Here is a 20,287-nt window from a genome sequence, read left to right on the forward strand (position 1 = left end):
CGGCACGGCCTGGCTTTCCGCTTTGAGAGAGATCAACGGCTCCGCTCCACCGGTTCGTAATCTGAGGATATCGAGAAACGGACGGTGTCGCAGGACGTCGGCGGCCGCCGCCCGGGAAGGAGCAGTGGCAGAAATGGTTCTAGAGATCGGGGCATGGCAGTGAGAGGCGGCTGGCTGCAGGCGGCCATCTTCGACATGGACGGCGTGATCACGCGCACCGACCGCCTGCACGCAGCGGCCTGGAAGAGCACATTCGACGATATGCTGCGCCAACGCGCGGAGCACGGCGGAACGTGGCAGCCATTCGACGAGCATGCCGAGTACCGTGCCTACGTGGACGGCAAGCCGCGCCAGGAAGGGGTCCGGACCTTCCTCCGCGCGCGCGAAATCACGCTCCCCGAGCAAGAGATTGCCTCGCTCGCCGAACGCAAGGATGCCATGTTTGAACAGCTCTTGCGGGAAAAGGGCGTCCAGACCTATCCATCGACGCTGGCCCTGATCGAAGCACTGCGCGCCAAAGGGATCAAGACGGCGGTCGTCACATCGAGCCGCCATGGACGGGAGGTCTTGCGGTCGGCCAAGCTCATCGCTCTTTTCGACGTCTGCCTGGACGGCAACGATCTTGCGGCATCAGGATTGAAGGGCAAGCCGAACCCGGACATCTTCCTCCGCGCGGCGGAACTGCTGGAGATGCCGCCGCGCCGCATGATGGTGGTGGAAGATGCCGTCGCCGGCGTGCAGGCGGCACGCCTCGGGAACTTCAATCTCGTCGTCGGGATCGATCGCGGCGGAAACGCCGAGGCGCTGGCGCGTGCTGGCGCGGACATCGTTGTGACCGATGCCGCTGCGCTTTCGATTGACCGACTGGACTCCGCCTTTCGTGACCGGCAAGAGAAGGCGGCATGGCGGATCGAGCAGGAAGGTTTCGATGCCGCCCGCGAGCGGCAGATGGAAAGCCTCTTCCTCGTGGGTAACGGGTATCTCGGCGTGCGCGGCGCGCTCGACACGCCGCTGCCCGGCTCCCAGGCCGACCTCTTCATTGCCGGCCTGTACGATCGCAAGCGTGCCGCCCTGCCGTACTCGGAAATCGAGTTCCTCGCGCCCGAACGCGACGATCCCTACGCCGAACTGGTGCCGTTGCCGTTCCCGTTCCGCCTAGCGATATCTGTCGAAGATGTCGCGCTCGACTTCTCCGCTAACGCAGGGCGCGAACTGCGCCGGTCTCTGGACATGCGCCAGGGAACCCTGCACACCGAGGCCGTCTACGAAACGGAGGGTGGACGCCGGACCACGGTGCGCACCAGTCGTTGCGCATCGCTCGCCAACGCGCACGTGCTGCTGCAGGAAGTCGTCATTACGCCGGAGAACCACTGGGCGACAGTCTCGCTGGACGTGGCGCTCATTGATCCGGACATGGCCGCACGGCATCCCCACATCGAATGCATCGCACACATCGCAAACGGCGACATGGAGCTGGTTCATTACGCTACACGCGCATCCGGATTCCATATCTGCCTCGTTTCCCGCGTCTGGCGCGAGACAAACTCGCTGCGTCGGATCATTTCGGTATTCACGAGCCGTGATGGCGTCGATCCGGTCGCCGCCGCGACCGCTCAGGCAGAGGCGCTGAGGCCGGATGATTTCGTGCGCTTGCTCGGGGAGAACGGCGAGACATGGGCCGATTTCTGGTTCAGGGCCGACGTGCGCGTAACGGGACGTGCTTCAGTGGAGCAAGCCCTGCGCTTTGGAAGCTATCATCTTCGACTGGCAGCAAGCGATGACGCGCGGGTGTCGATCGGGGCGCGCACTTTGTCAGGCCGCGCTTACGAAGGGCATGTGTTCTGGGATGCTGAAATCTTCATGCTCCCCTTCTATCTGCATACCGATCCGAGACGGGCGCGCAACCTGCTCCTGTATCGCCACCATACGCTGGACGGCGCGCGCCGCCGCGCACGCGGATTTGGGTGCAACGGTGCCTGCTTCGCCTGGGAATCCACCGTGACGGGAGACGACGTCACCCCCAGCCATATCACGCTCAAGAGCACGGGCAAGGAAATTCCGATTTACACCGGCCGTCAGCAGATCCACATTACGGCCGACGTCGCGTATGCCGCATGGCGATACTGGGAAATGTCGGGAGACGATGACTTTCTCGCCGGGCCCGGCGCGGATCTGCTCTGTGAAACAGCACGGTTCTGGGCCAGCCGCGTCGTGCGGGGTGATCGGCACTATCACATTCGCGGCGTCGTCGGTCCCGACGAATACCACCATTCGGTCAACGACAACGCCTACACCAACTGGATGGCACGCTTTAACCTCGATCGTGCCGCCGTGCTGGCGAAACAACTGGGGATGAACCAGTCGGAAGCCGAGGAATGGACCGCCATTGCGCAAGCGTTGTACGTGCCGCCCCCGAACGAACATGGCGTCATCGAGCAGTTCGAAGGGTTCTTCGCGCTGGAGGACATGGCGGTCCCGGGGGAGGCACGGTTCAAGGTGCCGGCCGGCCGCCTGTTCGAATGGGAGCGGATCAATCACGCCAAGCTCCTCAAGCAAGCCGATGTCCTCATGCTCCCGCTGTTATTTCCGGACGCATTCACGGATGCGGTGGTGGCAGCGAACTATCGGTATTACGAACCCATTACCGACCATGGCAGCAGCCTGTCACCGCCTGTTCACGCTGCCATCGCGGCCCGCATCGGTGCCAAGGCAGATGCCGAGCGCTATCTGAAGCAAAGCCTGTGGCTCGATCTGTCCGACACCATGGGCAACAGTACCCTGGGCGTCCACCCGGCGACGATGGGCGGCATCTGGCAGGCACTCGTGTTCGGATTCCTGGGCGTGCGCTTCGACGACAGCGGTCCCCGTGCCGATGCCGCGGCGACAGAACGGCTTCCCGAGGGATGGGAAGGTGTCACGCTCAGGCTTGCACACCTTGGCCGCACACACACCCTGGAGGTCAGGCGGCCAGCGAAAGGCGAGGTGCCACCATGACTCCATTTCATTCTCTCCTGTTGTCGCTCGACGGATCACCGGAAGCAGCGCGCGCGGCTGGGACCGCAATATGGCTGGCCGAGGCGCTCGGCGCCACGCTGCATATCCTGCATGCGGTAGCGCAGCCGCTGCCGAAGCAGGACGCGCTGGCGCAACTGCACGTTCCCGAAATGCGGCGAGCCAGGCTAGTGTTGCACCAGCAGCCGGACAATGCGGAAGCGGCCGTGCTGAAGGCTATCGCCAAGTTCGACATCGACCTCGTTGTCATGAGCGCGCGCGGCCAGTCCGCGTCGGCCGGTCTCCGGTTGTCGCAGCGTCTGGGGAGCGTCGCGCAAGCCGTGATTGAACACACCCCGGTGCCGATCTTGCTGCTCCCCGTACGCTACCGCGAATCGCTGCCATGGAAATCGATTCTCGCCGCCGTCAGCGGCGAGACGGCGGCCGATAGGGCGCTGCAAGTCGCAACCCGGCTTGCGGCATCGCTGGGAATCAAGGTGACCGCAGTGCATGTGGGCGACGGTCTGGCCGAAGACCGGACCCAGCCGTTCGGCCGTTATACGGATGCGGCACACCATGAGTATCCCTACAGGATCGAGGAAATGGTCGAGCGCGGACTGGCTTCTCGCACAACCGAGGAATGCGAATGCGTGGGACAAGTCGTTTTTCGCCAGGGAGACCCGGCGGCGGAACTGCAGGACCAGGTCGACAGTCACGCAGCCAGTGTGCTGGCCCTCGGCTGTCATGGCGCGCTCATCGCCGGACGGGCACTCGTCTTCAAGCGCCTGGTAGAAAGTGCCGATTGCGCATTGCTACTCGTGAAGCAGACCGAACAACCGACCGCCCGGCTGAGAGTCGGTAAGGCCCTCGACGATTCGACGTGACGTAAGGCGAAAAGACAACGCTGATTGATTGTCAGCTCGCCTTGACTTGCGATGATGCAACGACCACGCTGAACGCATGGAGGATGGATGCGCCGCAGTTTCCCATGGAAAAACAGACCGCGAAACAAGCGGAGGGGAGATGGCATTATGAGCATAACGTCATCTACGCAAAGTTGCGCTGCACGGACTTCTTGTGCGCGCTTTGGAGACCTTCGAGGCCGGATTGTTAAAGCGCCGTCATTGCCGAACAGAGAGCTCGGGTGCGGCAGAGCGTTGTAAGCGATATCGGTGCTCTTTTGTCCCAAACTCGGCGCTTGGGTGCCAGAAACCGAATGATCAGGCCTTCTGCTTCACATAGCGGCCGGGTGCCGGTTCGATGGGCTTGTACTTGCGGCTGCCTGGTTTCTTCGGGGCCGGTATCTGCTTGCCGGCGTGCTGCTGCAACCAGTTTCCCCAGTCCGTCCACCAGCTGCCCGGCTGCTCCACTGCCTGCTCGAACCATTGCTGCGAATCTTCCGGCTGCGCGTTGCCTAGCCAGTAGCTGCGCTTTTTCGCGCTGGGCGGATTGATGACCCCGGCGATATGGCCGGACGCGCCAAGGACGAAGCGCCTCTCGCCCGTGAGCAAGGACACCGAGCGATAGGCCGAAGTCCACGGCACCAGGTGATCAGCCTGCGAGGCGTAGATATAGGCTGGTGCGCCGATCGTGCGCAGGTCGATTTTTTCGCCACACGCAGCCAGCGCGTCAGGCAGCTTGAGCTTGTTCTCGAGATAGGCGTTGCGCATGCACCAGCAGGCCAGCGGCCCGGGCAAATTGGTGCTGTCGCCGTTCCAGTACAACAGGTCGAAGGGCGGCGGGGTTTCACCTTTCAGGTAATTGCCGACGACATAGTTCCATACCAGGCTTTCCGGCCGCAGGAAACTGAAGACATTGGCGAGCTCGCTGCCCTTGAGCAGCCCGGGGCCGTTGGGTGCGTGCAGGCCAATCGTCCTCTCGCGCGGCTGCACGGACGCTTCATCGACGTGAAGGGCCAGTACCCCCGCATCGGCAAAATCGAGGAGTGTTGTCAGCAGCGTGAAGCTTGCCGCGGGATGGAATCCCTTGCGCGCCTGCACGGCGAGCGCGATGGAGAGCAGCATGCCTCCGATGCAGAAACCAAGCGCGTTAAGTTTGTCGCTTCCGGTGATGTCGAGGACCACGCGCATTGCTTCGACGGGCTCGTGCTCGACAGCCCAGCGGATCAGGGAGTTATCCGGCTGCAGGTCGAGGATATAGTACTTGTTGATGCAAGGCGATACGAACAGCAATGGCCGCGCGTGAACCTTGGCCGTCAACGGCTTGTACTCGATCAGTTGGAAAAGCTCGTTTTCGTACACCACTGATCCTTCAGTGGTCGCCACGTTGCGCCCCACCTCGAATGCGTCGTGGTCGGTCTGGGAGATGTGTCCGCGCTCGAGGTCTTTGAGCAGGTTCAGAAAGCCCTGTGTGATGCTGCCGCCGCCAGTTTCCATCGCCTTGCGCTGCGCTTCGGGGTTGAACCAGAGGAAGTTGCTGGGGCTGCCTGCGGCGATGAGCTGCTGTACGGCAAAACGTATGCGCTCGCGCGTCTTCTCGTCGCCCTCGATGCTCTCGGCCATTTGCTGCAGTGTGCGGGCATTGAGCAGGTACAACTGTGCCGTGAACGCAGCGGCCGGGTTCTCCGCCCAGTCGCTGGCGGCGAAGCGCTGATCCGGCAGCGCGGGTTTTGCAGGTCCGTTCGCTGCAATCCTGTTGGCGAAGTCGATCCAGATCTGTCCGGCCTGCTTGAGATAGTCGGCCTGCAGTTGTGCGAGCGCTTGCGCCGGCACCTTGATGTCCTGTGGCGACTTCACGCCATCACCCGCGTGAAAATGCCATCCGCTTCAAGAGAAACGCTCATCCAACGCTCCTTGCCTAAGTCAATACGAGATTGCCGCTCGCTTGAATCAGAGGCTACGCGAAGTCCTTGCGCGAAGCCCCTCCCAAATCGGAAGAGGGCGGTGGCGCAGATTTCATTGGTGAGCGTGCACGGCGATCAATTCTTGATCGCGTCTCTTTCATACATGCCTCCTCGTGAAGTGGACGTGGTCTGATCTGGAGCGGCTTTTGCCTCTGGAAAAATGAGGAAGCCGCCCTGTCTGGAACGATGAGCGTTTGCAACATCGTTTCCAAGCCGTCTGCCATCAAGTTAATGCTCGTCGGGCCGGTTCGGCCCCCCTCTCATTGGGGGCACGTGGCATGTTGCCGCTTTCATGGGCGGATTTTGATCCACGGAAAGAGATTTGCCGGATAACTGATCGTCGATCGATCAGGCGGTCACCAGCCTGGGGGCAGGGCAATGAATGATCACATGGCGCCAATTCCACCTGAGCAGTGGTCGGACGTGCTGCGCCTGCGTTGATGATTGCCGTTCAGCCCTGGGGACTCTCGGTCATCTGGCGACAGTAGTTCTCGAGGTTTTCCGGCAAGTTGGGCGGACAGACGCCGCATTTCCTGTTGCCTGGGACCGCATAGTCGATAAATTTGGGGTAGGGCAGGTTCAAGCCCGCCATGATTTCCCGGAATTCTTCCAGCGTCTTGTCGCCCCCCAGACGGGGATTGCGCTTCTTTTCCTGCGCGATTGAGGACACATGGCGGTCCTTGTAGTCGTGGCCCGGATAGACGAGCGTGTCACCGGGCAGTGAAAACAGCTTTTCGCGCACGCTCGAATACAAGGCATCTGCGTCACCGTTCTGGAAATCGGTGCGGCCGCATCCTTCGATCAGCAGCGCATCGCCCGTGAAGACCCGATCATTCCAGAGATAGGAAAAATGACCGTCGGTATGCCCCGGCGTGTGCAACGGGTTCAGGACGATGCTCCCTGCCTGGAAAGGCTTTCCTTCCTCGAGCCCCACGTCGGTACAGGGCAGGCGATCCATGGCAGGGCCGGCAATCCTGCTGCCGACGGCCTGCTTCAGGTGCAAAGCGGCGGTGATATGGTCGGCGTGGATATGGGTATCGATGGAACAGGCCAAGGTAAGGCCTAGACGCCTGATTTCGGCCAGGTCACGATCCATCGCCGATACGACCGGATCGATGAGGATCGCCTGGCCTGTTTCCTCACAACCGAGCAGGTACGTGAAGGTGCTCGACAACGGCTCGAAAAGTTGGCGAAAAATCATGTCGATCTCCTTGAGCGTTTCCTCAGGCATGCCGAAAAGCAGGTTCGGTGAATACATATTATGCTCGAATGGAAAAAGGGCGAGGGCGCCGCACGTCGCCAGGGTAATCATCCAGCCTTGAAACCGCCCATCGCTGGAGGACCGGGGGAGGTTCCGAAAATTGGAACTTGGAATTCTTGACGCTGTGCGTCTTTGCTTTTATTGTCCCCGCCGTTTTGGACAATTTGTCAAACGCCCTGTCACAGATGCCACTTAGACGTGACTCGCTAAAAATGAGCAATCAAGACTTGAACTTAAGTGTCCCATCGAATGCTGGTTCCCGACAATTAAGATGGAAAATTTTGAAGCGCTAACTCGTTGATTTTTCTACGAGGAGGATTTCTGACAATTCGCCTAAAAGATGGAAAATTTTCGTCTCTAGGTGGAGTGCCGTTTCCCAATGGCACTCTCAAGATGGAAGAATGGCTGCCGCTCGGTTTGTCCCCATTTGTAAAGAGTCTGCTGGCTAAAAAAGTTGACATTATGAGCAAAATGTCAAAAGCGGAGTTAAGGTGCAGGCCTACTCTTACAAGAGTTTCCATTTTGCACATGATTATCGCGCTCAAACCCGCTCGATCATTACCGCAATTCCCTGGCCGACGCCGATACACATCGTTCATAAGGCAAATCTGCCGCCTTTTCGCTGCATTTCAAAAGCAGCAGTCGTGACCAGGCGCGCTCCACTCATTCCTAAAGGGTGGTTAAGGGCAATTGCTCCACCATTCGGGTTGACGCGTGGATCGTCGTCCTGAAACCCGATTGAACGCAATACAGCCAGTGCTTGTGCAGCAAACGCTTCGTTTAGCTCGATTACATCGACCTGGTCGAAAACCATATCCAACTTTGACAGCAGTTTGCGAGTGGGCGGCACAGGACCGATTCCCATTACACTAGGTGCAACACTGGTGGTGGCCATTCCGATCATTCGTGCCAAGGGCCTCAGGCTGTAGCGGATTGCGGAGTGCTCATTCGCCAGTAATAGCGCGCACGCACCATCATTCACGCCCGATGCATTGCCAGCAGTGACAGTGCCGTCCCGCGTGCACGACTCCCTTTAGCTTCGCGAGCGATTCCAACGAAGTCAGGCGAGGGTGCTCGTCCTGCATAAACACTAACGGGTCTCACTTTCGTTGCGGAACGGACACAGCCGTAATCTTCTCTTCCAGCGCGCAGCCCGCTTGTGCAGAGGCAGCCTTCACCTGGCTGCGCATAGCAAGCCTGTCCTGATCCTCGCGGCTGATGGCGAACTTCCGGGCGACATTTTCCGCAGTTTCCAGCATGGAGTCTGTTCCATACATGGCCTGCATTACCGGGTTGATGAAGCGCCATCCGATTGTGGTGTCCTGAAGAAATGCGCTGCGAGAGAATGCGCTGTCGGCCTTGCCCATGACGAATGGGGAGCGCGTCATCGATTCCACTCCGCCCGCAATCATTAGATTTGCCTCTCCGGATTTGATTGCACGCGCCGGTGTGCTGACGGTATCGAGTCCTGAACCACACAGTCGATTGATGGTCGAGCCGCTAGTCTTTTCTGGAAGATCGGCGAGGAGTAGTGACATGCGTGCGACGTTGCGGTTGTCGTCGCCCGCTCGGTTCGCACATCCGAAGACGACATCGTCGACAGCATTCCAGTCGACGTCTGCGTTGCGTTGCATGAGTGCGTGCAGCGGTACGGCGCCGGGATCGTCGGCACGCACATCTTTAAGCGCGCCGCCATAACGTCCGACCGGCGTACGGATTGCATCGCAAATGTAGGCACTGTTCATTGCAGATTCCTGCCGGCTCCGGTGTAATTTGCATACGCAAGAAATTTGAACGCTTGCTTCACTCATCTAGGTCGCAGCGGCGCGGCGGTCATGCGTTGCAATTCTTGAAATGAAAACACGGACACGATCTCGCGCACTGCGAGATCATCTCCAATGACATCGATGACGGCAAGGTCAGTGTAGATGCGGCCGACGTATCGAACGCCGGTGAGAAGGTCACAGCAATTCTCGACAATCTTGCTTTCGCCGGTCCGGGTCCGGTGTTCGATCATCACAAATATTTGTTTGGTGCGGCCGCCAGATCCATTCCCCAGCCTAAAGCAGGAATCGTGTCCTGCGCTCCTGCATGCCAAATGGCGGTGTCACAGTGTCCCGAAATCGCAGCGATTCCCGCCTCATTCCGGGAGCGGCACGAAGATAGACAGGCAATGCCAGATTCAAGCCTGGACTTCTTCTCCCGGATTGACGACTGCCCGGGAAGATTCGCGGCGCTCGCCGGCACTGAGGCAGGCTGCCGCCAAGGCAGCAATAAAAATTGGAATTGCCCCGATCAGGAAGATCTGGAATGCGTTCATGTTCAGCGAGATCAGCACACCACTGATCAGGGAACTGACCAGCGAGCCTACGCGGCCTACGCCCAATGCCCAGCCAACGCCGGTGGAGCGGATCATGGTCGGATATGCCATTGCGGCAAGTGCATTGGTGCCGACTTGCGCCCCGACAGAGCAAAATCCGGCGGCGAACGAACAGGCCGCCAGCAAGGGCAGGGACGACTGGCTAATGAGGCCAAGTGCGCCGACGAAAACGGCGGCGGCAACGTAGACAGCGGCGATGATGACATAGGGGCGCCGCGTATCGATGAAGCGTCCAAGCACAAGTGTGCCAATGGTACCGCCGACCGGAAACAACGAGGTGATCAGCACCGATTTTTCAAGCGGGATGCCCAGCCCGTTGAAGACGGTGGGCATCCAGTTGGAAATAAAGAAGATTTCGAAAAGGCTCATGAAGAACATCACCCACAGCAGCAGCGTCATGACCGCGCGGCCGTTCTTGAACAACTGGGCGACGGGGAAGCCGCTCGGGTTTTCTTCATGAACGGCGAAGCGAGTGTCCATGTCATAACGGACGCTTGAATCGATCCGCGCCAGGAGCGCACGGACGTCGCCGTCGCGCTTTCCGCGGACGACCAGGTAGCGGAGCGACTCGGGCAGCGAAACCGTCAGCCAGAGTACCAGCAGGAGCGGCAGCGTGCCGCCGACAATGAATACCGAATGCCAGCCGTATTCCCTGATCAGGTGGGCCGCCAGTACGCCGCCGATTGCGCCGCCAAGGGAAAAGCCGCAGAACATCGTCATGACGACCGTGGCACGGATGCGGGATGGAGCGTATTCCGAGGTCAGGGAAATTGCGTTCGGCATGGCCCCCCCAAGTCCGAGACCGGTCATGAATCGAAACAGGATGAGCATCGACAGATTTGAGCTCATGATCGTCAATAGCGAAAAGACGCCGAACATCGCAGTGGATGCGACAAGTACCGGCTTTCGCCCGAAGCGATCCGCCGCCGGGCCGAAGATCAAGGCGCCGATCATCAAACCCAGCAGCCCGGATGCGAAAACCGGTCCGAGCGCGGCCTTGGTCACCCCCCATTCCTTCATGATGAACGGGGCGACGTAGCCGATGGCAAGCGTATCGAATCCATCGAGCAGAACGATGAGTCCGCAAAGGACAAAGGTCTGGATTTGGAACCTGCCCAGCTTCCTGTTTTCAATAAAGTGCTGAATATTTTCGGTGTTCATTGTTGGTCTCCATTTTGTTTTGTTTCCGCTGCGGCTTGCAGCCGGAATAGCGGTTCCGCGATACCTTTTGCGTCGACCTTGATGGCCAGGACGCTCCCGGATAATTCCTGCGTGCGCAGCTGCTCCTCGCTCAATCGCCGTCTCGCCGTCGTGACAAAGAGGACGTCGAGATCGGGCCCGCCGAGGGTGCAGGAAGTAGGCCGGGTAACCGGCAAGGAAATCTGTGCGTCGCACGAACCGTCCGGCAGGAAGCGCAGGATGCGGCCACCGTCGATATTGGCGCACCACACCCGCCCTTGGCTGTCGACTGTCGCGCCATCCGGAAATCCCCGCCCATCCGGTATGCGCGCAAACGGCCGTCGACCCCCGACCCTGCCGGTATGCGCATCGAAATCGAAAACTTCGATCAGGCCGGTTGGCGAATCGGCGAAATACATCCGGGCGCCATCCGGGCTCCAGCACAGGGCATTTGGAATGGTCAATCCGCCAAGAACATGTTCAGTCGCTCCCGATCCGTCCAGCCGCCAGAGGTTGCCAACCGGCGCATACCCGGTCTCCCGCAACGATCCTGACCAGAATCGGCCATGCCGGTCGACCTTGCCATCGTTCAGGCGGTTGTCCGGGAAGTCGCGCTCGGGCGCCGCCAGTTGCGTGCGCGCGGCGCTGGCCGGGTCGAAGAAGTGAAAGCCCGAACGCGCGGCGACGACAAGACCGCCACTGCAAAGGCCAACGGCACCCACTTCTTCGCCGAATTGCCACGTTGACGTTTCCTTGTCTGTCCAGCCACGCCGGTGGATCGTGCCAGCAATGCTGTCAACCCAATACAGTGCCTGTTCCGATACCGACCAGAGCGGAGATTCGCCCAGGATGGCCGCGCCGCCGGCAAATTGCATGACTTTGCTCATCGCTTCAGGTCCGTTGGCCTAATCCGAGGTCGAGTTGGCTGCGGAGCCGACCAATTTGCTCCTCTCTGAAATACGCCACAGACCTTGCAAGGCTTCCGCCTTTTCCCGTGTTTCGGCAAACTTCAGGTCCGGTCCCAGCGCCGGATGGCAATTCACATAGCGCTTCGGATAGTCGAGATGCACGCCAAGCTTGGCTGCCGCATGCCATGCCCATCTCGGGTTGTACAGCATGCCGCGTGCAAGCGCGATCAGGTCTGCCTTGCCGTCCTGGAGGATCGCTTCGGCCTGCTCGGCTTCGGTGATTTGTCCCACTGCCATCGTCGGGATGCCGCCTTCGTGCCGGATACGCTCGGCGAACGGAACCTGGTAGCCGGGGCCGTGGACGATTTTCTGCTTCATTGACGAACCGCCGCTGGTCGCACACACGTAGTCACAGCCGCGGGCCTGCAATTCCTTTGCGATGGCTACCGAATCATCCAGGTCCCATCCGCCATCGACCCAATCGACGGCCGATATGCGGACGCCCATGGGCTTGTGCTTCGGCCAAAGCGCGCGGCACTCGTCAAAAATTTCCAGCGCGAGACGGAAGCGCTTCATGCGGTCGCCGCCATACGCGTCCTGCCGCAAGTTGGTCAGCGGCGAAAGGAATTGGTTGACCAGGTAGCCGTGCGCGAAATGGAATTCGATCAGATCAAAGCCAACTCGATCCGCACGAATGGTGGCATCCCGCCAGGCCGCTTTGATTCGGTCAATACCTGCCTGGTCCAGCTCCCTTGGCAGCGAATGGACGCCGTCCTCTATCACTGAGGGCGCGTCCGGTTGCCACCATCCCTCTTCCTCGGTCAGCGGGCGGCGTACCATCCACGACGGGGTCACCGCACCTTTTCGGCCCGCATGCGCGAGCTGGATACCCAGCTTTGCCTTGCCGTAGCGGCGGCCGAATTCGACTACGCGCGCCAGCGCGCGCTCATTGTCATCCGAATACAGTCCCAGGCAACGGTTGGAAATGCGTCCCTGCGGTTCGACCGCAGTCGCTTCGGCAATGACGAGCCCCGCGCCGGAAACGGCGAGATTCCCCAGGTGCATGATGTGCCAGTCCGAGGCGTTGCCATTTTCTGCAGCGTACTGGCACATTGGCGCCACAACAATACGGTTTTCAAGCGTTAGCTCACGCATTGTGTAGGGCGTAAATAGATGTGATTTCACAAAAGTCTCCTTGCTATTTATTAAATTCGGGCGTCGAACAAGACGCTCGGTGTTCTTCAATCCTTCTTCGCAACCAGTCGGGAACGGGAATGGCCCGGCGCGCTTCGGCTGCGATGCAGACAGACGTGATTCCGGCATCGAACACCGGTGTCCCGTCGACGAGGCTCCCATGCATCGAAAAGCTTACGGTCGAATCTCCCACGGCGCTAACGCTTGCCCTGATATCAAACAATTCGCCAGGCCACAGGGCCCGGTGGAGGGCCAGCGACAACGCCTTGGTCGGCATTGCGCAATGCAGATCTCCCTCTGCCGGTGCATGCCACGGACGCCCGAAGAGTTCGCTCCTGAACGCGTCCAACGCATGATGTACATAGAGCGAAAAGTTGCCGGCGAAGACGACGCCCGCGGGATCGCACTCGGCCCAGCGAGCGCGACGCCGAATCACGAATGGCGTGCGGGACAGGACGATATCGCCGCTTACGGCGGCATCGCAGTCCATTGCGGCCTCGTTCACAAATCGTCTCGCTCGATGCGCAATTGCTCGCGATCGAAGCGAGTGATCTTGCCGGCCAGGCCTCCCGTGAGACTGCCGTACCAAATGGCCGGTTTGAAGCCGAGCTCCTTGCGCGAAAACTCCAGGACATCGTCACTGGAAATCTTAAAATAATTCCGGCCATGTTCGGTAACGACGCATGCAGGTTTTTTGCGCGCCACCTCGACCAGCGCAATAAATTCAGGAACATTCAGGACATAAATATGCGGCATATCGCTCCCCTTATTGCGGCTTCGCAAGAAGGTCGCTCTTCATGCGCCAGACAGTATCGATATCCGCGAGCGCGCGGCGTTCCCTGGCGGCTTCTCCATCGGCAGCCATCGCGGCTTCGACAGTCAGACGTGCATCTTCCTTGTCGCGCGCATCGAACTCCCGCAGCTGCACAGTGATCTCGATGGGATAGCCGTTCGGATCTGCAAAATAGATGGATTCAATGACTTCATGCCGCGTGAGCGGGGAGACTTCCACACCCCTGGCTTCGAGCATCGCTTTCCACCGCTCCAGTTCTTCCCGCGTATTCACTCGCCACGCTGTATGCGTTCCCCGATAGAAGAATTCGTCGGTGCGAGGTGTCAGGTAGTCGGGGCGCTCGGTCCCGATGTAATAGAAAAAGGCGATCGTGCTGCCGTTTCCGCTGTCGAAGAAGAAGTGCACAAAATCGGGATGGCCTTCGCGCCCCCAACCTTTAGCAGAAATGGCGTGAATGAGCGGCAATCCAAGTACGTCACGGTAAAAGCGTACCGTTTCCTGCAGCTTCCAGGTTGGGCGCGCAGTATGGTGCACGCCATCCAGGAATGGCATTGGAGGAGTGTGTGATGGTGCGATATTCATGGTCATCTCCGATGTAGGGTTTTCCGGGTTCATCCCGCGTGCCAGGAGCAATCGTTCGGCATGGACCAGTTCCTTGATCCTTTCGCGGAGCAAGGGCTTGCTGACCTTTCCCGACTTCGTCGTCGGCAGCGAGGGCAGGAGCTCGATTCGCTCCGGCCATTTGTACTTGGCGAGGCCATGCCTTTCCAGGTGTTTGCCGAAGGACGCAAGCGTCGGCGCGGATTGGCCGCTTTCCATGCACACAAAAGCGCAACCGCGTTCGATGTAGACGTCGTCGGGCATGGCGACGATTGCTACGTCGACCAGGCCTGGATAATCGCGCAGCGCGCGTTCAACTTCGTCACAATTGATTTTTTCTCCACCGCGATTGATGACGTCCTTGATTCGCCCCTCGAACACGAAGTACTGGCGGTCCCCGAAGCTGCGGAGCGATAGCAGGTCTCCCGTCCGGTAGAAGCCGTCTCTGGTGAAGGCTTCGCGGTTGCGCTCCGACGCGTTGTAATAACCGGACAAGGTATATGGTCCCTTGCACACCAGTTCGCCGACTTCGCCGGGAGCAACCTGTTCTTCTGTTCCCGGTCTATATAGCCTGACCTCGTCAAATGGCGAAACCGGCGTTCCCACGCTTTGGAAGATCGCCTCTTCGCCGTCGCTCTTCCGGGTTGACATGATCAATCCCTCGGCCATGCCGAAGAAGTGAAAGCCGGGCATGCCCAGTTCCTGGCTGACGAACTGCGCGTGGGAAGAACTGATTACGGCGCGGACATAGGAAAGATCCATTGGCGCCTGCTTCAACGCCTCCTTCAGTCTTACCAGCACTGGCCGCATCAGGAACAGCCATGTCGGCCGGAACTTCTTGAACGTGTTCCTCAGACCTTCCGGCGAAAGGTCACGGTCTGTTACCAGGGAGCCGCCATGCAGAAGCGCCGGTCCCCAATGACATACCATCCCGGCGTTGTGCACCAGCGGACCCGCGCAGAATACGGTCTCGTCGCGCGAGCGTCCGCTCCACGCGAAGACTGCGCGCATGTTGTACAAGTACTCGTTCTGCATGCGCGGAATGATTTTCGGCACCCCGGTTGTGCCTCCCGAGAGCTGGAAAACGGCGACCTGGAAGGGATCAAGCCGAGCCACGGTATTTGCAACCTGCGCTTTTGCTTCGTCCGGGTCACTCGTGGCGATCAATTCATCAAGATTGGGGACGCCGTCGCGGGCCGGTCCGCGTCCGACGACAATGTGCTTGAGCGAGGGATGCTGTTGGCGGAGTCCCTGCGCAAAAGCGACGAAGTCGAACCTGGGATGATCACCATCGACGAAGATGGCGCGCGCCCTGGCATGCCCGGCCAGGTAACCCATTTCGGCCTCCCGGTGACTGACCAGCGTACATACGGGAATCAGGCCTGCCTTTAGGCATGCAAGCATGCATATGATCAGCTCTGAACTGTTCGCCATCTGGAACAGTACCCGGTCCAATGGTTCCAATCCCAACTTCATCAGCGTTGCCGCGGCACGATCACTCAAACTGTCGAGCTCCCGGTAGCTCAAGTCGCCGGCACTGCTGCGCAGGGCAACGCGGCCGGCATTGTTCTTGAAGGATTGCATCAGCGCGCCGATCAAGGTTTCGCTCGTCAGGATTCCGGCTTCAATGTAGCGCTTCAAATCCTCCTTATCCGGATAGACAACGCCATCGAGCGGTTGCGTGACGCCGATTGCATTAACTGGGACGATGTCGTGATTCACTTTTGCTTGTCTCCTGGTCATTCAAAAATTCTTCTCTGCGAGCCAGTCTCGTATGCACGCGCCGGCTTGCTCCTGGCCATTCGGCCCACCGGGGGAGATCGGTCCGCCCTGGTGATTGCCCGGGATGCGATGGCGCGTCTTGTCCGGCGTACCGATCAAGTCGAACAGTCGTTGTGCCTCGGAAGGGAACACGCTGTTGTCTCCTGTGTATTCGATCATCAACGTAGGGACATTGACGGATGGCGCGCACTTTTCCATGGTCGCGTTTGACGAAAACGCAGACCAGTTCGACAGCCAGCTTTCGGGGGTGCAAAGCCTTGCAAAGCCGACTGCGCCAAAATTGGAAACCATCGGATTGGCGCCCCAGAGGCTGCCGTAGACACGGTCCGAGGGCTCGAGGGACAAGTCGAAGCAGCGGGGATCGGCATCCGTGCGCCATACCTCCAGTACAGGGGTATGTGCCGCTAGCGCAGCGTCCGCGGTACTGAAGTCGCGTGAGAGGCGCTTTTTTGCTGCCGCTTTGCGTGCGATGAATTCCAGGGCCATGCTGTCAATCCGCAATACGCGGGCGCGCTGCGCGCTGCGGTAGCGCTCCAGGAAAGTCGAATCGTATTGCGCGCTGTGCGGCGGCGGCGCAAATCCGTTTCGCGGATTGAAAATCGAAAGGCTTTCATCGGTTTTCAGCGGATCGCATTCATCAATAACGGATGGATCGATGCAGTTCAGCAGCAATGGACCTTGGCCAAGATGCGATGAAACGAGCATCAGTCCATCGGGCAGGGGCAGGTTCGCCTCGTCCAGGCCGGTCCGGCGGCCCGCAGGGCTGGTCGCGATTCGCTTCGATCCCGGCAATTGAGCCTGCTGGATGTAATAGGCCGCCAGCGGCCCGCCACCCGAGGTTCCGAGCAACACACTGCAACGGTATCCCTTTTCCCGCAGAAAGCGCTGGCCCGCCGCCAGGTCGAGGACAGCCTTTTCATGCTCGAGACGCAGGTCGTTGCCGGCCGTGCGCGAACCCATGACCCACATTGCGCGTCCGCCTTGAAGAATTTCAGGCACCAGATATTGCGTCACCAGCATTTCTCGCGGATGCATCGCGCAAACCACGGTCTGCTCTCCGCCGCGATAAAACAGGAAGCCCGTAACCATTGCACCGTCGTCAGTCTTTAGGGATGTGGGCAAGACCTTTACTCCGTCGGGCAGGCGGCCTTCCTTCCAGTGTGCGCCGCGCAGGCCTGCGGTAGTCGTGGCGATTGCTGAAGTTGTGCGCACGGCCTACCTCCCGGCCTGCGGTGCACGGGCACTGGCGAAGCGTTCGCTCAGGAGGGCGCCGGCGCCGGGCACAACCGGTTCCAATCCAAGGTTTTCGAGGAGACGGCGGGTGGTGCAAACGGCCGACGATGTCACCGGTAGTCCCAGTTTGTCCTCGACCGCCTGGATTGCCGGCAGCGACGGCATCTGCACGCAGGCGGAGAGCACGACTGCGTCCGCGTTTTCGATGTTCAGTCGTGCCACATCGTCGACCAGGCGCATCGGATCGCGCCGGCCGACTTCGAGGTTGTCGGGAATTTCGAATGCGATTGCATCAATCACGTCGATACCCTCGCTCTCGATGTACTTGACCACAAGATCTGTTAGTGGCCGCATATACGGTGTGACAATCGATACGCGTTTGGCGCCCAGGATTCGCAGGCCGTCAATCAATGCGCCGGCCGAGGTGACGACAGGGGCGGCACACAGGTTGTCCCGCGCCACCTGGGTCAGGCGGCGCTCGCTTTCCCTGTGGTAGCCTGTTCCCATCGACATGATGGCAACAAGGCAGGCATAGCCCATTACGTCCACGCGCGCGTCTGCAAGTTCAGCAGCGCAACGCAAGCTGTCGGCGTCCATGCGTGCGAGCTCCTCCTTCGTTACCCGATGCATGCGCATTCGGCTGGAGTGGAAGGTGAACTTCTCCGGCCGCACTGCCATGCGCGATTGCAACATTGCAGGGATCTCCGTTTCCATTGTGGTGTTCGAACTGGGTACGATCTGGCCGATTCGAAAAGTGGTTTTAGTCATGCTCTTTCCTCTTGCTGTCATGCTCTTTCCTCTTGCTGTCATGCTGTTGAGACGGTGCCTGCATCCGTTAGTCGACAATGTAGGCCTTGCGGGAAGGGAGGCGTTAATACCGTTTTTTTATCGCGCCAGAGAAAAGTCTGATTCGAGTCCCGGGTTCAGCAGCGCTATACTCGGGCGACCGCCCGTTGGCGGCGAAGATTGGCAGTAGGGAGAGAGGGAATGGACCTGCGACAGATGCGGTATTTCGAGGCAATCGTGCGGCACAAGAGCTTTACCCAGGCCGCATTGAAACTGTATGTCGCCCAGCCGGCGCTGGGCTTCCAAATCCGCAAGCTGGAAGAAGAGCTGGGAATCCAGCTGCTCATCCGGAACACGCGCGGCGTGGAACCGACGGAGGCCGGCCTCCTGTTCCTGGAACGCGCGCGGAAGATCCTGGACGAAGTCGACCAGACCAGGAAGGTCCTGCTCGACCATGCGGGGCCGGTGCGCGGGCACATTTCTATCGGCATTACGCCGACGATTGCGAGTGTTCTGGCGCTGCCGCTGCTCCAGCGTTGCCGCCAAGAATTGCCGGAAGTCTCGATCAACCTTGTGGAAGACCTGGGCAGCGTGCTGACCGAATGGCTGCAGCTGGACCGCCTGGACATGGCACTAGCCTTTTCCGTCCCGCCGACGCTCGGGCTCACGGCAAAGACCCTGGTGGAGGACCGGGCCTTCTTTATCTACAAACCGGAACAGGGGCTGCGCACAAGCCGAAGCATTGCATTCGAGGAGATTGTTTGCCAGCCGCTGATCCTGCCAAGCGCACCCAACCGCCTCAGGCAATTCCTTGAGGAGACGGCCAAGGCAAGGAAGCTCGATCTGAACGTGGCACTGGAAGTGCAATCGCCTTCCACCATTTTGAAGCTGGTCGAAGAGGGATTCGGGGCGACGGTCATGTCAATCGTCGCGGTAAGGCCGCTCATCGAAAAGCGGCGCTTGTCTGCGCGCCCAATCGTGGAACCGGAAGTGTCGTATCCGCTATCCCTCGTCCGATCCGATTCCAATCCGCTATCGAAGGCAGAGGCGGCCCTGCAGCAGATCATTGAGGAATTGGTGCAAAAGACGATTGTGGAGGCAGGGGCGGACGCCCCTGCCGGTTGACGTCAAAACGTGTGACGGATCCCAGTCATCACACCCAATTGGCTCATGCCGGCGCCGACCGGTGCGCCCGCGCTGGCGGCCTGGGTAGCCGCGCCGTCATTGTCGATGTGCCCCAGTGAGGCGTACACGGCTGTGCGCTTCGACAGCGCATAGGTCGTGCGCGCTACCAGGAGTGTGGAATCATTCGGTGAATTGCGGACGTCGCGCCGTGCGGCGAGGATGTCGACGGTCAGCTGGCTGGACCACGGATAACTGGCGTCGATGAAGAAGAGGTTGACCTTGGAATTGGTGGCTGCCTTGGTCTCCCGCCCTAGCCATCCTGCGCCCAGTTTCACCGGACCGATCATCGCGTATCCGTTGAGCTGGGTCCGCGTGTCGGTGTACGAGCTGTTTGACAGGCCGGCAGCAGCACCCGGTCCGCCATGCATGCGATCCATCGTGCCTGCAATTCCAAAACCCGTTGCATCGTACTTTGCCATGGCGGTCCATTGCCGGCACGCGCGAGCATTGCCGGAGAATCCATCCGGGCAGTTTGTTCCCGCAGGTCCGCCGGCTGCGGAGCTGTCACGGCCGAGGCTGTAGGTGGCGCCGAGCGTCAGGCCCGAAAACGATCCCAGGTAGCCGATGGAGTTGTCGCTGCGCGCATTGGGAATGTAAGCGTCGAGCACGCCGAGTCCATGAATGCTCGGGCCGATTACGTCCGCGCCTCCAAGCCCGTGCGCGGTCATGGTCAATTGCCGTCCGAGCATGAGCGTTCCCCAAGGGCCGCCGAGGCCGACGTAGGCGAGTCTGCCGAAGAGCCTGTTGCCGTAGCCAACTGCGCCGGTTGTCATTGCGAACCCGCTTTCCAGTACGAACAGCGTTCGAAAGCCGCCACCAAGATCTTCGACTCCCTTGAATCCCAGCCGGGACGGCAGCGTTCCGGTAAGGCTTGGCATGCGTACCAGCGAATCGCCAGCAGGATTGGCGTTGGTCAGGTACTCGACACCCTGGTCGACAATACCGTACACGGAAAGATTGGATTGGGCGGAAGCCGCATTCGAAAACGCGATTGTCACGGCGGCCGCAAGAAGAGCCTTTTTCATTGAGTCTCCAGGAATGGATATTGTTTTGGGAATGCCTCAGTGCGGATGCACTCGGCTTGCAATGAGGCCTGCCTAGGCTTCATTCGCTCCTGATGCTAGAAGCTGGT

At 59.9% G+C, this 20,287-nt stretch carries 15 protein-coding genes and 1 pseudogene; 3 read left to right on the forward strand and 13 right to left on the reverse strand.

Translation table 11 applies throughout. The annotated features are described in order from the left end of the window. Positions 1-153: 153 nt before the first annotated feature. Together AYR66_RS14180 and AYR66_RS14185 are read left to right on the forward strand one after the other, a co-directional pair. The gene (locus tag AYR66_RS14180) at positions 154-2,994 is read left to right on the forward strand and encodes a beta-phosphoglucomutase family hydrolase (RefSeq protein WP_088708019.1); all 2,841 of its coding nucleotides are present in this window, start codon (positions 154-156) and stop codon (positions 2,992-2,994) included. After that, positions 2,991-3,875 (forward strand): universal stress protein, encoded by an 885-nt coding sequence (locus AYR66_RS14185; protein ID WP_170942145.1) that lies wholly within the window; start codon positions 2,991-2,993, stop codon positions 3,873-3,875. Before AYR66_RS14180 ends, AYR66_RS14185 begins: the two co-directional genes overlap by 4 nt. Before the next feature lie 336 nt (positions 3,876-4,211). Here the strand turns inward: AYR66_RS14185 and AYR66_RS14190 are convergent, their stop codons facing one another. From AYR66_RS14190 to AYR66_RS14240, 12 genes and pseudogenes are all read right to left on the reverse strand, one after another. Next, positions 4,212-5,747 (reverse strand): alpha/beta fold hydrolase, encoded by a 1,536-nt coding sequence (locus tag AYR66_RS14190; protein WP_088708021.1) that lies wholly within the window; start codon positions 5,745-5,747, stop codon positions 4,212-4,214. A gap of 558 nt (positions 5,748-6,305) precedes the next feature. Continuing rightward, positions 6,306-7,055: an MBL fold metallo-hydrolase gene (locus tag AYR66_RS14195; RefSeq protein WP_088709816.1), complete on the reverse strand. Its 750-nt coding sequence runs from the start codon at positions 7,053-7,055 to the stop codon at positions 6,306-6,308. A 655-nt stretch (positions 7,056-7,710) separates the two neighbouring features. Next, positions 7,711-8,860 (reverse strand): annotated as a pseudogene (gene pcaF, locus AYR66_RS30420) (3-oxoadipyl-CoA thiolase). Between the two features lie 62 nt (positions 8,861-8,922). After that, positions 8,923-9,135 (reverse strand): hypothetical protein, encoded by a 213-nt coding sequence (locus AYR66_RS14205; RefSeq protein ID WP_141104079.1) that lies wholly within the window; start codon positions 9,133-9,135, stop codon positions 8,923-8,925. 162 nt (positions 9,136-9,297) lie between these two features. Next, the gene (locus AYR66_RS14210; RefSeq protein WP_088708023.1) at positions 9,298-10,656 is read right to left on the reverse strand and encodes an MFS transporter; all 1,359 of its coding nucleotides are present in this window, start codon (positions 10,654-10,656) and stop codon (positions 9,298-9,300) included. Beyond that, the gene (locus AYR66_RS14215) at positions 10,653-11,561 is read right to left on the reverse strand and encodes an SMP-30/gluconolactonase/LRE family protein (RefSeq protein ID WP_088708024.1); all 909 of its coding nucleotides are present in this window, start codon (positions 11,559-11,561) and stop codon (positions 10,653-10,655) included. Before AYR66_RS14215 ends, AYR66_RS14210 begins: the two co-directional genes overlap by 4 nt. Before the next feature lie 18 nt (positions 11,562-11,579). Further along, positions 11,580-12,767 (reverse strand): NADH:flavin oxidoreductase/NADH oxidase, encoded by a 1,188-nt coding sequence (locus AYR66_RS14220; RefSeq protein ID WP_420093132.1) that lies wholly within the window; start codon positions 12,765-12,767, stop codon positions 11,580-11,582. A 13-nt stretch (positions 12,768-12,780) separates the two neighbouring features. Next, complete coding sequence (locus AYR66_RS30055; RefSeq protein ID WP_234814908.1) at positions 12,781-13,266, reverse strand: acyl-CoA thioesterase; 486 nt, start codon at positions 13,264-13,266, stop codon at positions 12,781-12,783. Positions 13,267-13,277: 11 nt separating this feature from the next. Further along, positions 13,278-13,532, reverse strand: a complete 255-nt coding sequence (locus tag AYR66_RS30060; protein WP_234814909.1) for a hypothetical protein — start codon at positions 13,530-13,532, stop codon at positions 13,278-13,280. Positions 13,533-13,542: 10 nt separating this feature from the next. Then, positions 13,543-15,891 (reverse strand): AMP-binding protein, encoded by a 2,349-nt coding sequence (locus AYR66_RS30065; protein ID WP_234814910.1) that lies wholly within the window; start codon positions 15,889-15,891, stop codon positions 13,543-13,545. Positions 15,892-15,912: 21 nt separating this feature from the next. Further along, on the reverse strand, positions 15,913-17,163 hold the full coding sequence (locus AYR66_RS14235; RefSeq protein WP_088708026.1) for an alpha/beta hydrolase: 1,251 nt from the start codon (positions 17,161-17,163) through the stop codon (positions 15,913-15,915). A 3-nt stretch (positions 17,164-17,166) separates the two neighbouring features. Beyond that, positions 17,167-17,952, reverse strand: coding sequence for a maleate cis-trans isomerase family protein (locus AYR66_RS14240; protein ID WP_088708027.1), 786 nt, complete (start codon positions 17,950-17,952; stop codon positions 17,167-17,169). A 219-nt stretch (positions 17,953-18,171) separates the two neighbouring features. Between AYR66_RS14240 and AYR66_RS14245 the strand changes: the two genes are divergently transcribed. Next, a complete protein-coding gene (locus AYR66_RS14245) occupies positions 18,172-19,095 on the forward strand; it encodes a LysR family transcriptional regulator (protein ID WP_088708028.1) in 924 nt (307 codons plus the stop codon). A 2-nt stretch (positions 19,096-19,097) separates the two neighbouring features. Here AYR66_RS14245 and AYR66_RS14250 read toward each other — a convergent pair whose 3' ends face one another. Next, complete coding sequence (locus AYR66_RS14250) at positions 19,098-20,180, reverse strand: porin (protein WP_088708029.1); 1,083 nt, start codon at positions 20,178-20,180, stop codon at positions 19,098-19,100. Between the last annotated feature and the right edge of the window lie 107 nt (positions 20,181-20,287).

Source organism: Noviherbaspirillum denitrificans, assembly GCF_002211445.1.
Lineage (GTDB): Bacteria > Pseudomonadota > Gammaproteobacteria > Burkholderiales > Burkholderiaceae_D > Noviherbaspirillum > Noviherbaspirillum denitrificans.